The 15,057-nt window shown below is 58.0% G+C and carries 13 protein-coding genes; 3 read left to right on the top strand and 10 right to left on the bottom strand.

Going from position 1 to position 15,057, the window contains the following annotated elements; all coding sequences use genetic code 11:
• Positions 1-39 precede the first annotated feature (39 nt).
• Positions 40-960 carry a hypothetical protein gene (locus tag KF767_13760; protein ID MBX3018947.1) on the bottom strand — a complete coding sequence of 307 codons (921 nt, stop codon included), beginning with the start codon at positions 958-960 and terminating at the stop codon, positions 40-42.
• An 83-nt stretch (positions 961-1,043) separates the two neighbouring features.
• Positions 1,044-3,683 (bottom strand): type I DNA topoisomerase, encoded by a 2,640-nt coding sequence (gene topA, locus KF767_13755; protein MBX3018946.1) that lies wholly within the window; start codon positions 3,681-3,683, stop codon positions 1,044-1,046.
• Between the two features lie 178 nt (positions 3,684-3,861).
• Between topA and KF767_13750 the strand changes: the two genes are divergently transcribed.
• Positions 3,862-4,659, top strand: a complete 798-nt coding sequence (locus tag KF767_13750) for an HAD-IIB family hydrolase (protein MBX3018945.1) — start codon at positions 3,862-3,864, stop codon at positions 4,657-4,659.
• Positions 4,660-4,715: 56 nt separating this feature from the next.
• On the opposite strand, the gene KF767_13745 is transcribed toward KF767_13750, so the two are convergent.
• The 3 genes from KF767_13745 to KF767_13735 all read right to left on the bottom strand — a co-directional run bounded on the left by KF767_13745 (position 4,716) and on the right by KF767_13735 (position 8,117).
• Positions 4,716-7,133 carry an RNA-binding transcriptional accessory protein gene (locus tag KF767_13745; GenBank protein ID MBX3018944.1) on the bottom strand — a complete coding sequence of 806 codons (2,418 nt, stop codon included), beginning with the start codon at positions 7,131-7,133 and terminating at the stop codon, positions 4,716-4,718.
• 147 nt (positions 7,134-7,280) lie between these two features.
• Positions 7,281-7,499 carry a translation initiation factor IF-1 gene (gene infA / locus KF767_13740; protein MBX3018943.1) on the bottom strand — a complete coding sequence of 73 codons (219 nt, stop codon included), beginning with the start codon at positions 7,497-7,499 and terminating at the stop codon, positions 7,281-7,283.
• An 81-nt stretch (positions 7,500-7,580) separates the two neighbouring features.
• Complete coding sequence (locus KF767_13735; GenBank protein MBX3018942.1) at positions 7,581-8,117, bottom strand: hypothetical protein; 537 nt, start codon at positions 8,115-8,117, stop codon at positions 7,581-7,583.
• Between the two features lie 81 nt (positions 8,118-8,198).
• Here KF767_13735 and lpxD point away from each other — a divergent pair, with 81 nt between their 5' ends.
• Complete coding sequence (lpxD, locus tag KF767_13730) at positions 8,199-9,248, top strand: UDP-3-O-(3-hydroxymyristoyl)glucosamine N-acyltransferase (protein MBX3018941.1); 1,050 nt, start codon at positions 8,199-8,201, stop codon at positions 9,246-9,248.
• Entirely contained in the window at positions 9,245-9,616 is a 372-nt protein-coding gene (locus KF767_13725) for a hypothetical protein (protein ID MBX3018940.1), read from the top strand. The genes lpxD and KF767_13725 overlap by 4 nt, the downstream gene beginning before the upstream one ends.
• On the opposite strand, the gene KF767_13720 is transcribed toward KF767_13725, so the two are convergent.
• The 5 genes from KF767_13720 to KF767_13700 form a co-directional block, all read right to left on the bottom strand.
• Positions 9,613-10,737: an RNA methyltransferase gene (locus tag KF767_13720; GenBank protein ID MBX3018939.1), complete on the bottom strand. Its 1,125-nt coding sequence runs from the start codon at positions 10,735-10,737 to the stop codon at positions 9,613-9,615. The two genes, KF767_13725 and KF767_13720, sit on opposite strands and share 4 nt — an antisense overlap.
• Before the next feature lie 42 nt (positions 10,738-10,779).
• Positions 10,780-12,501 (bottom strand): electron transfer flavoprotein-ubiquinone oxidoreductase, encoded by a 1,722-nt coding sequence (locus tag KF767_13715; protein MBX3018938.1) that lies wholly within the window; start codon positions 12,499-12,501, stop codon positions 10,780-10,782.
• Positions 12,502-12,517: 16 nt separating this feature from the next.
• Positions 12,518-12,757, bottom strand: a complete 240-nt coding sequence (locus KF767_13710; GenBank protein ID MBX3018937.1) for a hypothetical protein — start codon at positions 12,755-12,757, stop codon at positions 12,518-12,520.
• Between the two features lie 164 nt (positions 12,758-12,921).
• The gene (locus KF767_13705) at positions 12,922-14,175 is read right to left on the bottom strand and encodes a sorbosone dehydrogenase family protein (protein ID MBX3018936.1); all 1,254 of its coding nucleotides are present in this window, start codon (positions 14,173-14,175) and stop codon (positions 12,922-12,924) included.
• A gap of 79 nt (positions 14,176-14,254) precedes the next feature.
• Positions 14,255-15,043, bottom strand: coding sequence for a carbon-nitrogen hydrolase family protein (locus KF767_13700; GenBank protein MBX3018935.1), 789 nt, complete (start codon positions 15,041-15,043; stop codon positions 14,255-14,257).
• Positions 15,044-15,057: the final 14 nt, after the last annotated feature.

Raw genomic sequence — 15,057 nt, 5'->3', positions numbered from 1 at the left:
GGGGTCCTGCATCATTCGGGGAATGTGGAGAATCAGGCCCTAAGCCTTCTTTTTCGTCTCATTGTCGTCAAAGAGCAGTGCCTGCGTGGCACCACTGTCGTTGGCGTGGACAACTTGCGACCGAAGTCCGGTGTGCGTGATTTCATGTTTCGTGAAATCGCCCCCGTGAGTCTCGATCATGAAGAAGCTCAGCTCGGGATAATCCGTCTTCAAACGACGCATTTCCTCGACGATCAGCTGAATATTGCGGGGATCATCGTCGCTCATTCCGAAACGATGATGGGGATTGTAACCATAAGTTCGAATCGCCATCTCGAGTGAGGCGCGGATGGCTTGCTGCTTCAATTCCGCCACGCTGAGCTTCAAATCGTGATCGCCCAGATCCAACCGCACTTGGGGATGGCTGACGGGAAAAACGCTCAAATAATTCGGCGCCTGAGGTAAATGCCCCGAGTCGACCCACAGACCGATCCCGTCCTTCACCGTCGAGGGATGATGACCGCGCGCCGTGATGACCGAAACCGGACGTTGATTGAAGGTCGCGTGATAAAAACACGACCACGACGGCCCCTTCCAATGGAAATCCGGTTGCCCCAGCGCCGCCGCCAAATCCTGCAAAAAGATCTGCGTCTTCATGCCGAGCTTCTCGAGCATGCCGTTGTCGTGATCGCGGAAGTTCCGGTAGGTGCCGGTCGTATCGTCCCAGCGACGTTCGTAGTCCTGAAAGACTCCGCGCACGCCGATGTTCTGATTTTCACGCGCGTACTGACCGCTGTTGATCGCGAGCTCTTCCCCGGTTTCTTTGTGAAAGAGAATCAGCGCCGTCGAAAGGAACGCGACGTTGTCATCGAAATCGAAGAAATAAAAACTGCGACCGCCCAAGTGCAGATTGCGATCACTCTCTTGAACGCGCGGAAGCCCCAGCTCCAGCTGGCTCTCCGGGACTTGGGGAAGCACCAAGCCCGACGGATGTGGAATCGACTTCGGGTCAGAATTCGAGTGGTCCGACATAGCGCTGTCTTAGCTCAAAATTTACGCAAGGATCAAGCCCGGCGTTTCTTCTTCGCCTTGGGAGCGTCGGCTTTTTCCGCCAAAAGCGGTAAAGCTTTCTCGAGCGTGATGGTTTCCACGGTTTCCCCCTCGGGCAGGGACGCATTGACCTTGCCCCACTTCACATAGGGACCGTAGGGACCATTCATCACGTTCACGACCTGTTTGTCGTCGGGGTGCGCGCCCAATTCCTTCAGCGGAGCCGCCCGTCCCCGGCCTTTTTTCGGCTGGGCCAGCATCTCCATGGCGATTTCGAACGTCACGTCGAACAGGCTTTGTCCCTTGGGAATCGAGCGGTAATCGCCGTCACAGACGACGAACGGACCGAAGCGTCCTAAGCCCACCTGAACCGGCTTTCCCACGCCCGGATGGGTTCCCAGGACCTTGGGAAGCTCGATCAGCTTCATCGCCATGGGCAGATCCACCTGCTCGGGTTGAACGCCGGCGGGAAGTGAAACCCGCTTGGGTTTCGCATCGTCGCCGCTCGCATCGCCCAGCTGCACGTAAGGGCCGTAACGACCGCTCAGAACGTAGATCGGTAATCCCGTTTTTTCATCGTGGCCCAGGGCATCCGCGCCGTGAATTTTTTGTTCGATCCACTTCTCGGCGGTCTCGGGAGTGATGTCTGCGGGCGATTCACTCTCGGGAACCGAAGCGCAAACTTCCGCCCCTTCGCGCTCCATGCAGACGTAGGCGCCGTATTTACCGACGCGGAAGCTGAATTTTTCCAGGCCTTCCAGCTGGATCTCACGCGCTTTTTCGGGGTCGATTTTCTTCTCTTGTCCGTCGACCGTCGATTTCAAACCCGTTTTACCGAGGTATACCGAGCCGAGATAAGACTCCGAATCGAGCTCCCCTTCGGCGATGGTATCGAGCGAACGTTCCATCTCGCTGGTGAACCCCAGGTCCACGTACTGCGGCAGATGCTCGCGCAAGAGCTGACTCACAACCAGCGCGGTGAAGGTCGGCACCAGGGCCGAACCCTGCTTACGGACGTAACCGCGATCAATGATGGTGCCGATGATGGACGCGTAAGTCGAAGGACGGCCGATGCCTTCCTTCTCCATGATCTGGACGAGGCTCGCCTCCGTGAAACGCGCCGGGGGCTTCGTTTCGTGGCTGGTGGGCTCAAGCTTTTCGAGTCCGACCTTGCCACCCGTTTGCAGGGCCGGCAGGCGCACTTCGCGCTCTTGCAGTTCCGCATCCGGATCGTCGCTACCTTCCACGTACGCGCGCAGGAATCCAGGGAACTCGATCGTCATGCCCGTTGCGGAAAAGACCGCATCGCCGCTCTGGATACGGGTCGAAACTTGTTTTTGTTTCGAATCGACCATCTGGCTCGCCACGGTCCGTTTCCAGATCAGCTCATAAAGACGCAGCGGCGTTCCGCTCAGTCCCGACTCTTCCGGCGAAATGAACTCTTGGCCCGCGGGGCGGATCGCTTCGTGGGCCTCTTGCGCGCCCTTCACTTTTTTCGAGTCGAAGACCCGCGGTTTTTCGGGCAGATACTCTTTGCCGTACTCGCGCTGAATCCAAGTCCGTGCGGCATTGATCGCCTCTTGCGACAAGAAAGTCGAATCCGTACGCATATAGGTGATCAAACCGTTTTCGTACAGTTTCTGCGCCACCTGCATCGTTTCGCGCGAGCCCAAACCGAGCTTCCGGTTGGCTTCCTGCTGGAGCGACGAAGTGATGAACGGCGCCGGCGGGCGACGGAAAACGGGCTTCTCGTCGACCTCGATGACTTTGAAATCTTGGGCCGAAGCCTTTTTCTCGACGTCTTTCGCGGCCGTTTCGTCCAGAACCAAAACATTCGCGGTCGCGAGTTTCCCGGTGTGCCCGTCGAAGTCTTTTCCGCTCGCGATGCGCTGGCCCTTCCAGCTCCAAAGCTTTCCTTCGAAAGGAATCCCTTGGTCTTTCAAGTACGCGGAAACGCCCCAGTAGCTCGCCTTTTTGAAACGAATGCGCTCAAGCTCCCGTTCGGCGATCAAACGTACGGCCACCGATTGCACCCGGCCGGCCGACAAACCGTAAGCGACCTTCTTCCAGATGAGGGGCGAAATCGTATAGCCCACCAGACGGTCCAAGATCCGGCGCGCTTCCTGCGCGCGCACGAGATTCAAATCGATGGGACGCGTATCCCCCAACGACTTCTGGATCGCCTCTTTCGTGATCTCGTTGAAGACCATTCGTTTCATCGGGATCTTGGGCTTCAAAACCTCGGACAAATGCCACGAAATCGATTCCCCTTCGCGGTCTTCGTCCGTCGCCAGGTAGAGCTCTTGGGCCTCTTCCATTTTGTCTTTGAGGGTTTTGACGACTTTCAATTTGTCTTTGGGGATCGTGTACAAAGGTTCGAAATGCTCTTCGACGTTCACGCCCAAGGTCGCCCAGGGTTTCTTTTTGAACTTCTCGGGGATCTCTTTCGCCGAACGGGGAAGATCGCGCACGTGGCCCATGCAGCTTTCCACGATAAAATCTTTGCCCAGGAATTTACGGATCGTCTTCGCCTTGGTGGGCGACTCGACGATGACCAGCTTCTTACCCGGACCGCCGGAAAACGCCGCGTCTGCCTTGGCAGAGGACTTTTTCGCGGGGACGGATTTGCTTTTCGCACTCTTCGCTTTAGCCATGAATCCTCTGAATTTGGGTTTCCCCGTGCCTTTGTCTAGCGCTTTGACTATAAATAAGGAGTCCGCGCGACCGTCTTCAAAAAATGAGGGGACTCGGCACTTCAAGCAAGTGCATTGTTCGACTCAGGGCTTCAGACTAGCCGGGCCAAGGTCGTGCGAATCTGCCGGAGGAATCAACATGTCGCTCGAAAAATTCCAACGTCCACTTTCCGTTTTACTGAGTGATATCGACGATACGATGACCGACGAAGGCGAATTGCGCGCCCCCGCGTACGCCGCGATGTGGAGGTTGCGCGACGCCGGCATCCGCGTGGTCCCCGTCACCGGACGTCCCGCAGGTTGGTGCGAAATGATCGCTCGACAATGGCCGGTGGCCGGCGTCGTCGGAGAAAATGGCGGATTTTATTTCCGCTACGATCACGCGACGAAAAAAATGCTCCGGCATTTCGATCAAGACGAGGCCACGCAATCCGCGAATCGCCAAAAACTCGCGCAGATTGAAAAAGAAATTCTCGCCAGCGTTCCCGGCAGCGCCATCGCTTCGGACCAATTCTGCCGCCTGCTCGACCTTGCGGTGGATTTTTGCGAAGACGTCCCGCGCCTACCGAAATCCGAAGTGCAAAAAATCAAAGCGATTTTTGAAAAGCACGGCGCGATCGCGAAAGTCAGCTCGATTCACGTGAACGGCTGGTTCGGCGCGCACGACAAACTGTCGCAAGCGACGAACTTTTTGAAAAAGGAATTCGGCTTCAGCGAGGCGCAAATCAAAAACGACTGCGGCTTCGTGGGCGACTCGCCGAACGATGAGCCGATGTGGTCGGCGTTCCCGAATTCTTTCGCCGTCGCCAACATCAAAGAATTCTGGGACGACGTTAAAGCGAAGCCGAACTTCGTCACGCCCTCCACAGGCGGCGCGGGCTTCGTCGAGCTCGCGAATCACCTCATCGCCCTCAATCAGTCCCGCACGCACAAATAAAAACGCCACCCCGAAGGATGGCGTTTTCATTCGCGAAACGAGACTCCAAACGCGACTTACTTCTTCGTCGGATTATTACTCAATAAAGCCGCGAAGGGATTATTGAACGGAGACGAGTTCCGCGGCGTCGGTCCACCCGCCGGGCGCGGACCACGATCACCGCCCCCGCCACCCGCAGGACGCGGACCGCCGGGACGAGGTCCCCCACCCGGACGCGGCCCCCCACTCCGATCACCGCCGGCCGAAGCCCCACGCGGCGTCGGACGCGAACCACGCGCCTCTTGCGAAACCGAACGTGCCTGCGCCGATTCACCGGTCTTCATCGAAAGCGAAATCTGATTCCGCTCCAAATCGATCCCCAAGACGCGCACGGTGACTTGATCGCCCGGATTCACGACTTTGCGCGGATCCGACACGTAAGAGTTCGAAAGCTCCGAGATATGCACCAGACCGTCTTGGTGGACGCCGATGTCGACGAAAGCACCGAAGTTCGTCACGTTGGTGACGATCCCGGGGCAGATCATGCTTTCTTTCAGATCCTTCACCGCGAAAATATCGTCGCGGAACGAGAAGACCTTGAAAGGGTCACGCGGATCACGACCGGGCTTTTCAAGTTCACGCACAATGTCGTCGAACGTAAATTCGCCGACGAGTTTGCCCCACTTCGCGCGCAAGGGCAGAAGCTTTTTCGCGCCTTCGCCCATCAACTCCGTGATCTGCACACCCAGTTCCGAGGCCATGTCCCGCACCGCCGAATAACGCTCGGGGTGGATACCCGTCGAATCCAGGAAGACCTTGCCGTTCGCCACGCGCAAGAAACCCGCCGCCTGCTCGTAAACCTTCGCGCTGAAGCGCGGGACCTTCAGAAGCTCCGAACGGTCCGTGAAAAGTTCTTTCTTACGCTGATCGACGATGTTCTGCGCCAGCACGGGACCGATGCCCGCGACGTAAGACATCAAACTGATCGAAGCGGTATTGAGATCCACGCCCACCGCGTTCACGCAGGACTCGACAACCGCTTCCAACCCCTTCTTCAGGCTCGCTTGGTTGACGTCGTGCTGATATTGCCCCACGCCGATGGATTTCGGATCGATCTTCACCAGCTCCGCCAAAGGATCTTGCAGACGACGCGCGATCGAGATCGCGCCACGCACCGTGATGTCCAAATCGGGGAACTCTTGGCGCGCGATATCCGACGCCGAATAAACCGAAGCGCCCGACTCGTTCACCATGATGACCGGAATCGAATCTTTGCCCAGATCTTTCAAGATTTTACGAATGAAGACTTCCGTCTCGCGCCCCGCGGTGCCGTTCCCGACCGCGATCGCCTCGACCTGGATCTGCTTCAGTGAATCGCCCAAGAGCTTCTTCGCCTGGTCTTCCGCGCGGTCGCCCAAGATCTGCATCACGGTGTGGGTCAGGTAGTTCCCGCCCTTGTCCACCAACGCGATCTTGCAGCCCGTCTTCAAACCGGGGTCGACGCCCAAGATGACCTTCGAGCCGAAGGGCGAGCCGAGCAGGACCCGGCGCACGTTCTCCGCGAAGACCTGGATTCCGTCCTCGTCCGCTTTTTCCTTCAACGTGCGGTGCACTTCGTTCGTGATCGAGGGAATCACGTAGACCGAAAGCGCCATTTTCGCCGCTTGCTTCAGGAACGTTCCCACCGCCGTGTCGGGCGTCGATGTCGCGAAACGCTCGTAGGTGCGTTGCAACTCTTCGTCGTCGCCCTTCACTTCCAGCGTGAGTTCCTCTTCCTGCCATCCACGGCGCATCGCCAAATAGCGGTGCGAGTTCTTCCCGTCGCGCAGATTCTTCACGGGCTCTTCGAACTCCGAATACATTTCGAACTTCGAGTGCGGCTTGAAACCCTTCGCGCGTTTCGAAACCAGACGGCCCTTTTCGAAGTAGTTCTTCGACACGCTTTCGCGCAGTTCCGCATCGTTGGCGATCTTTTCGATCAGGATGTCCTGCGCGCCCTTCAGCGCCAGCTCGTAGCTCGCGATGCCGGCCGCCGCATTGAGGAAGTCCTTCGCTTTGACTTCCATGGTGACGTCTTCGGGCTTCACGCCGTGACCGACATCCCAGATCCAGTTCGCGAGGGGCTCCAGGCCCGCATCGCGCGCGATCGTCGCTTTGGTTTTCTTTTTCTTTTTGAACGGACGGTAGATCTCTTCCAGATCGCCCAAATCCCAGGACAGCTCGATCCGTTTCTTGAGCTCCGCGGTCAAGTTCCCTTGCTCGCCGATCTCTTTCACCAGAAACGTCTTCCGTTTCACGATCTCTTGGAATGTGGCTTCGCCTTCAATGACCCCACGGATTTGCACTTCATCCAGGTTGCCCGTTTTCTCTTTACGGTAGCGTGCGATGAAGGGGACGGTCCCGCCTTCCGCGGCCAGCTCAAGAACGGCCAGCGCGGACTTCGCGGAAACACCGGGGACGGCTTTCGCCAAATAATTCTGTAAACTTGCTTCCATGAAAACCTCTCAAACGTCCCCAGAGAATAGGCGCGACCGACCTCGTCTCGCAAGAGGCGACGCAGCCCTTCGCAGGCGCGAAAAACGCATAAAAAAAGCGGAAGATTCTTGTCTTCCGCTTCATTCTCTTTTTCGGATTTGTCCGGATTATTTGTGGCGATACATGATCAGACCGTGGGTCGGATCGTAAGGAGAAACCCCGACAGTGACCTTGTCACCGACGACGACGCGGATGTTGAACCGGCGCATTTTTCCGCACAACTTGGCCTGAATCTCGACGCTGTTTTCGAGTTTGACCTTGTACAGACCGCCCGCAAGCGCATCCACAATCTTACCGTCTACCTGTGCTAAATCGTCTTTTGCCATTGAGGGTACTTTTAAGTGAACTTCCCGCGCCAGACAATAGAAATCGCCCGAGGCCCCGATCAGGGGCCAGGCGACTTCCGTCTACGCCTTGTAATTGCTGATAAGGATTTTCGTGCCGCTTTCGAAGAGAACTTCGAGGCGATCGTTCAAATTGCTCACAATGTAGCCCCAGCCCAAAACTTTGTGCTGAAGAGGCGTATTCGCCTCGAACTGGGCCGACATCGCATAAGCCGGTGCTTTTTCTCCACCGTGACGCTCTTTGAGATCGCTCCACTTTTTCAGGCTCTCGCTCGCCTCGCTGGCCGCCTTCGCCGCCGCTTTCTCCTTTTTCGCGGAGACTTTCTTCGGCTTCACGGCCTTCGCTTTCGGAGCGGCCACGTCGCCGTCGACATCGATGTCCGTCGACTCCAGGTCGGCCGCCATCTCAGCCTCTGCGTCATCGACCTCTTCGGTCTCGTCGACTTCGTCCTCGCTCGCGGTTTTCTTGGGCTTGATGGCCTTCGCGGGCTTGGGCGCGGCCTTCGGCGCGGCTTTGCCTGATTTTGCGGCGCCCGCTTTCGCGGCGGCCTTGGGTTTTTTGTCGGCTTCCTTAGCTGATTTCGCTGCTTTCTTAGCCATGCATCCCCTTGAGTTCTAACTGTCTTTTCGTTAGGTACTATCCTCGTCGGTCCATCCATTGACAATGCCCGCGAGGTCATTTTGCGAAGCATCAGTTCCGAACAGCTTGAAAAATGGGGTTTAACCCCTCTCCAGGGTCCCAAGGACGCGGTCGCCCAACGGATCTCGATCCCCGAAGCGCCCCAACCCGACTCCCTCGTTTTCCTGAAGGCGGGAGCCGAAATCTCCGATCTCTCGCCCGTCCGTATCCTCATCTTGGATCAAGGCGTGGACGCGAGCCAACTGAATATTCCGCCCCATATCTCGGTCCTCAAAACCACGAACTTTCGCGCCCACATGGGGCAAGCCTTGGCCCTTTTCGATCTGAAACCCGAGGCCTTTCCCAGTGGCGTTTCCCCCGCCGCCCACGTCCACCCCGAAGCGAAGCTCAGCCCCTCGGTCCGCATCGGACCGGGCGCCGTCATCGGAGCCGGAGTCGTCTTGGGCGAAAACGTCTGGATCGGCGCGAACGCTGTCGTCGAGACCGGCGCACACATCCGGGCACGGACGAAGATTCACTCGGGGGCCGTCATCGGTCACCACTGCGAGATCGGCGAAAACTGCGAAGTCTTCGCGAACGCCGTCCTGGGCTCGGACGGTTTCGGCTACATCCCGCAGCGCTCAGGCCCGCCCGTTAAAATTCCGCAAATCGGCCGCGTGGTTCTGGAAAACGACGTCGAGGTCGGCGCCGGCACCACCATTGACCGCGGCGCCATCGGCGACACCCGCATCGGCGCCGGCACGAAACTCGACAACCTTTGCCACATCGCCCACAACTGCCGGATCGGCAAAAGCGGCTTGATCACGGCGGGCTTCATGACCGCGGGCTCGACCGTGATCGGGGACCGCTTCAGCTGCGGCGGTGACGTGGTGATCGCGGATCACATCACGATCTGCGACGACGTGTCCCTCGGGGGACGCTCGGGCGTCACGAAGGACATCACCGTGCCGGGAGCCTACACCGGGTACCCGCTCATGCCGATGAAAGAGGGACTCAAAGCCATCGCCACGATCCGCGAGCTCCCCCGCCTTCGCAAAGAAATCCAAAGCCTCTTGCGCCACTTCAACCTTACGAAAGGGAACCCCCCATGAGTTACGAGTTCTACAAAGTCCTGCACATCATCGGTCTGGCCTGCCTGCTTTTGAGCTTCGGTTTGGGGCTTTCGTATTTCCTGCTCACCAAAAACGGCGGGAAGAATAAGGCGTTGAAGATTTGGACCTTCGCCCTTCACGGTGTGGGCCTCGCGATCATGCTGGTCGCGGGCTTCGGTCTTTTGGCAAGAATGGGATTAGTCGGCGCGATGCCCGACTGGATCTACGGCAAACTCGTCGTCTGGTTCGCGCTCGCGCTGGCGATCAGCCTCGTGAAACGCAAGCCCCAGTGGTTCCCGGGACTCGCGGTCGTCATCGTCGCGCTCGTCGGCTACGCCGCGAAGCTCGCGATCACCAAAACGCTCTAGCGAATTTCGTACTTTAAAAGCCGGCACTCGATCGGCCCGTTGAACACGAAGTGTTTGCGGGTCGATTTCAATCGCAGATCCTTGATCAGATCCGCGTTCCCCGAAAGCACCCACGCGTTCCAGCCTTTGAATTGCGTCTTCAGCGTGTGCGAGAAATCGCGGTACACGTCGCGCACGTTGTCCTCGTCACCCAGACGAACCGCGTAGGGAGGGTTCGTGATGATCATGCCTTCCGGCACGGGCGCCTGCAACGTGGTCACGTCGCCGCGATTGAACTCGATCAAATGATCGACGCCCGCACGGCGCGCGTTCTCTTTCGCTTTCAGTAAAACCTTTTTGTCCATATCGAAGCCGTAGAACTTGATCTCCGGCTCTTCGATCTCTTCGTCCATCGCTTCGTCGATGACCCGCTCCCACATTTCCTTGTCGTAATTCTGGAAACGCTGGAATGCGAAGTTCTTACGGAAACTACCGGGAGCGATCCTCGACGCCATCAAGGCCGCCTCGATCAGCAACGTCCCCGAACCGCACATCGGGTCCACGATCGGCTGCTGACCGTCCCACTCCGACAGTGCCAGCAGTCCCGCCGCCAGATTTTCTTTCATCGGCGCTTCGCCGGCTTCCTTACGGTAACCGCGTTCATGCAAAGGCGCGCCGCTCGTATCGATGGCGACATGGAATTTGTTTTTGTAAGCGCGCACCCAAACGCGCAAATCCGGGTCGTATTTATCGACGTCCGGACGCACGTCAAACTTGTCACGGAACTGATCCGCGATCGCGTCTTTGACCTTCAAAGCGACGTAGCGCTGATCGCGCATCTTCCCTTCGCTGACGATCGCGTCGACCGCGAAGGTTTGGGTGGGTTTGATGAAGCGCGTGAAATCGTGCTTCATGATATGTCCGTAAAGTTCTTCGGGCTCGTACGCGATGAACTCCGCGACGGGTTTCAAAATCCGCGACGCCAAACGCGAACGCAAGTTCACGGCGTAACAACCTTCCCAAGAGGATTCGAACTCCACGCCGCTCGGGACGCGTTTCAAACCCCTCAGACCCATCGTTTCCAGTTCTTTGTAGAGTTCGTCGACCAGACCCTTCGCCGTCGACGCAAAAAAGACCGCCATTCGTCATCCTCTCCCGAGGACGTCCGAACGCGGCCTCGCGAATTAAACCTCAGTGTACCGAGGACCGCCGCCCCCTTCGGGGACCGTCCAATCGATGTTTTCGAAGGGGCATTTGATATCACAGGTCTTACAGTGAATACAGTTCGTATAATTGATCATGAGATCTTTTTGCCCAGGATGACCAGGCGAAGGGAGCATCTCGTAAACCGCGGCCGGACAGAACAAAGTACAGGGTGACTTGTACTCGGGCTCGCAGACGGTCCGGCAGATATCGCCATTCTGCAAAAGCAGATGGTTGGGCGAGTCCTCATCGTGCTGGGTTCCGGTCAGATAGACCGACGACAGCTTATCGAAGAAGAGCTTCCCGTCCGGAGTCGGCAGCTGCACGTCTTTGTGGTTGAGGCCGTCCGGCCCCCACACTTCCAGCACCTTCTCGGTCGTCTTCGCGTCCTGATGGAGCGGCATGGGGTCTTTCAGACCACGGCCCCCGGTGATCTCCTGCAGACCGATCAAAGGCACCGAGGCCGCGAAGCCCTTCGAGAGCGCCTGGTGGAAGTTCCGGACGCGGTAAAGCTCGTCACGGACGTAAGAACCTTCGATTTTACGGTCGTAGGACTTCATCGTTTCGGCCGAGCTGTTCCCCGCGATCAGGGCCTCCAGCGCCGCCTCTCCCGCCAGCATCCCCGACTTCATCGCCAGATGGATGCCTTTGAGTTTTTGCACGTCGACCATGCTGGCCGAATCACCGACCACGACCCAACCGTCGCCCGAAAGCTTCGGCATGGCGTAGTAGCCCCCGGCGGGCAAAGTCTTTCCGCCGTAGGCGACGACCTGTCCGCCCTCCAGCAGCTTGCGCATCCAGGGGTGCGTTTTCAGACGCTGCAGCTCCCGGTGCGGGTCCAGCAGCGGATCATGCGTATCCAAGTAAACGACCAGCCCGACGATGATTTTGTCGCCCGGGATCGTGTACACGAAGGTTCCACCCATGGATTCTTTCAGCGGCCAGCCGGCGGTGTGAATGACCTGTCCGGCCTTCACCGTGCCCGCGGGCATCTGGATGATCTCTTTGACGCCTTCTTCGAAAACCTCGGGCTCTTTCCCCTCGCGCAGTCCGAGCTTTTTGCTCATCTTGCGGAACAGCGATCCGCGCGTGCCCTCGGCAAACACGGTCACTTTCGATTTCAAAATCAATCCGGGCTCAAAGTTCGCCTTGGGTTTGCCGTCTTTGCCGACGCCTTTGTCGCCCGTGCGCACGCCGACGACTTTGTCGCCTTCGTAAAGCACTTCGACCGCGGCGAAACCGGGGAAGATGTTGACGCCCTTTTCTTCGCACTTCGTCGCCAACCAACGGTTCACTTTCGAAATGCTGACGATGTGTTTGCCGTGGTTCTTGAACATGGGGGGCGTGATCGGCGCTTTGACCGCGGCGTCTTCAGTCAAAAAATAAACCGCGTCCTCCAGAACGTCCGACTCGATCGGGCAGCCCTGCTCTTTGTAATCGGGAATGAGTTCTTTGAGCGCCGAGGGATTCATCACCGCACCCGACAGCGAGTGCGAACCGACCTCCATCCCTTTTTCGATCACGACGATCATGGGATCGCGAACCGGCTCACCTTGTTTTGCGCCGGATTCGATGTCGGCGTTGTGCTTTTCAATTTGCGAAGCCAGTTGGTAAGCGGCGGCTAAGCCGGCCGAGCCTCCGCCCACGATCAGGGCATCGACTTCCATCGTTTCTCGCTGAATCTCATCCACGGCTTCGCTCATCGGGCCTCTCGTTCAATTAATCCGCGTCGGCGGGTTCGGGCGCGGTCATCTCGTTGTCCCCATCCTTCTTGATCTGGGGGAGCGGGTCTTGGACCTTCAGGGGCTCTTCATCCACGCCGCCCGCGTACTGACGCAGACGTGCGGTTTTACGGATGCTGCTTTCATCCTGGTTGTCGTCGCTTTGCGCCTGCGCCATCCCGGCTGCGCCCATGAGCACCAAACCCGACAAGATCGCGATACAAATCTTCTGTAACACTGGTGACCTCGCTTCCTGACCTTACTTGGGGACGGCATTGAAAATCAATTGAAACCGCCTCTCAAATCTCCCGTTATCCTCTCATGTCCCACACCAAAAGCAAAAGCCCCGGTGGCCCAGGGCTTTGTCCATTGAACGCCGCGAATTTTCGCCGTGACGCGGAATTATTCCGGTTGCGGATGCGGGCTCGCGGTTACGGGCTTCACCTGCCAGATCTTGTGCCCCCCGTCGTCCGTCACCAACACGGTTCCATTTGGCAGCACGGCCGCCATCACGGGACGGCCGTAGACCGTGCCCGCTTTCGCGTCCGCCACGAAGCCCGTCAAAAAGTCTTGTTCAGGATCGACCGCATCGCCGTCCACAAAGGGAACATAGATCAGTTTGTAGCCAACCAGCGCCGAGCTATTCCAAGATCCGTGCTGCGAAATCAATGCGCCTTCATTGTAGGGTGCCGGAAACTTCGTGCCGGTCGTGAACGTGATTCCCGTCGACGCCGTATGCGCCCCCACCGAGAAGTTCGGCACGATCGTCGCCGCGACCAGATCCGGACGCTGACCCTGCAGACGCGGATCCGCGTTCGCTCCGTAGTAGGCGTAAGGCCAACCGTAGAACCCACCCTCTTTCACCGCGATCAAGAAGTCGGGAACGAGTCCGTCCCCCAACTCATCGCGCTCATTCACGGTCGCCCAAAGCGCCCCGGTCGTCGGCTCAAACGCCATCGTCACGGCGTTACGAACTCCGCTCGCGTAAACTTTGAGATCCGATCCGTCCAGGTTCATCACCAAAATCGCCGCCGTCATCGGATCCAAAGGATCGCCGTCTTCACCGTGGTTCGACACCGATCCCACCGAGATGAACATCTTCGAACCATCGGGCGCGATCTTCAGATCACGCGTCCAGTGCCGCTGCGGCTGCGGGAACGGCAGCTGCGCGATCACGGTGCCCGGCCCGGTGATAACGCCGTTCACGAATGGGTAGCGCAGGATTTCCGTGGGCGTCGCGACGAAGAACTGATCTTCCCAAACGGCCATCCCGAACGGCAACTCGATGCCATCCAAGAAAACTTCGGCTTTCGCGATCGCGCCTTCCGCGTCCAAGGTATACTTCGTGATTTGGTTCGGCGAATTTTCGCCCGAGTCCGAAGGTTTCTTCGCCGCCTGGGAAACCAAAATTTCCCCGCTCGGCAGCACCAGAATGTTACGGGGCGCATCCAGCTCCGCAAAAACCGAAACCTCGAACCCCGCCGGTGCCGTGGGCCGAGTGTCTGCCGGCCAAGGAATGACCGTCGATTGTTTCGTGACCGATGCCGTTGAGTTCGGTGGTGGCAGGACGGGATTTTTTTCCGCCCAAGAGACCCAACCTAATCCGAGAATGAATGATGTGACCGCCGCAGTGACCGCAATTTTGTGCTTCTTCATGGATGAAACCTCCAAGACCTAGGAGGCTTACAACGCTCGTGCCATGAAAATTCCGCCTCTTTCGCCCCAAGAGTTAAGATTAGAGTCGGCGGTGGACACTCATGGGAATCTGGCGACGCACTTTCTCGATCTGCGCGCGCTCGAGCATCACGCTCAGAAGTTTCACGCCTTCGGGCCCACCATCGGCCATCACCGAACCCCATGGTTCAACGACCAACGAGTGGCCAAAGGTCATTCGCTCGTCTCCGCCGACCCCGACGTGCCGACCGGCCTGCGCGGCCGCGATCACGAAGGCCTGGCTTTCGATCGCGCGGGCGCGCAGCAAAGTCTCCCAATGCGCACGCCCCGTCGGAACCAAAAACGCCGCGGGAACCAAGATCAGGTCGACCGCGAGTTTCGCGTAACGCGAATAAAGCTCCGCAAAACGCAGATCGTAACAAATGCTCTGACCGATCAGCCACCCGTTCACTTCGAACGTCGAGGTCCCGTCCCCATGCTCGAAGTTTTCGGATTCACGTACGGGTTTGTGTCCTTCGACGTCGATATCGAACAGATGAACTTTCGTGTACGTCGCCTCGGGTTTTCCGCCCGGGCGCAAAACGACCGACGAGTTTAAAAGCTTCTCGCGCCCCCGCAGCGGCACCGATCCAAAATGTAAAACCGCGTTTTTCGCGCGCGCGATCTCGGAAAACTCCGCCCAAAAACTCTCTTCTAGTGTCAGGGCCGGAATCGCGCTTTTGTCTTTCAACTTCAGATAAAGACTATTTTCGGGAAAGCAGACCAGCTGCTCTTCCACGCTCGAAGGGATTTGTTGTAAAAGTGATTTCACTTGCGCGACGTTCGTCGCGAGGTCGTCGACCGAATTCATCTGGGCGACGTGGA

The sequence above is a fragment of the Pseudobdellovibrionaceae bacterium genome (genome assembly GCA_019637875.1).
Taxonomy (GTDB): domain Bacteria; phylum Bdellovibrionota; class Bdellovibrionia; order Bdellovibrionales; family Bdellovibrionaceae; genus JAHBUW01.
The sequence above is the reverse complement of the archived record's forward strand: the minus strand, read 5'-3'. Positions and strand labels throughout refer to the sequence as shown.

Excerpts from the sequence above, each read along its gene's own strand:
- topA (MBX3018946.1), bottom strand. The coding sequence starts at position 3,683 with ATGGCTAAAGCGAAGAGTGCGAAAAGCAAATCCGTCCCCGCGAAAAAG.
- KF767_13750 (MBX3018945.1), top strand. The coding sequence starts at position 3,862 with ATGTCGCTCGAAAAATTCCAACGTCCACTTTCCGTTTTACTGAGTGAT.
- KF767_13745 (MBX3018944.1), bottom strand. The coding sequence starts at position 7,133 with ATGGAAGCAAGTTTACAGAATTATTTGGCGAAAGCCGTCCCCGGTGTT.
- infA (MBX3018943.1), bottom strand. The coding sequence starts at position 7,499 with ATGGCAAAAGACGATTTAGCACAGGTAGACGGTAAGATTGTGGATGCG.
- KF767_13735 (MBX3018942.1), bottom strand. The coding sequence starts at position 8,117 with ATGGCTAAGAAAGCAGCGAAATCAGCTAAGGAAGCCGACAAAAAACCC.
- KF767_13725 (MBX3018940.1), top strand. The coding sequence starts at position 9,245 with ATGAGTTACGAGTTCTACAAAGTCCTGCACATCATCGGTCTGGCCTGC.
- KF767_13720 (MBX3018939.1), bottom strand. The coding sequence starts at position 10,737 with ATGGCGGTCTTTTTTGCGTCGACGGCGAAGGGTCTGGTCGACGAACTC.
- KF767_13715 (MBX3018938.1), bottom strand. The coding sequence starts at position 12,501 with ATGAGCGAAGCCGTGGATGAGATTCAGCGAGAAACGATGGAAGTCGAT.
- KF767_13705 (MBX3018936.1), bottom strand. The coding sequence starts at position 14,175 with ATGAAGAAGCACAAAATTGCGGTCACTGCGGCGGTCACATCATTCATT.
- KF767_13700 (MBX3018935.1), bottom strand. The coding sequence starts at position 15,043 with ATGAATTCGGTCGACGACCTCGCGACGAACGTCGCGCAAGTGAAATCA.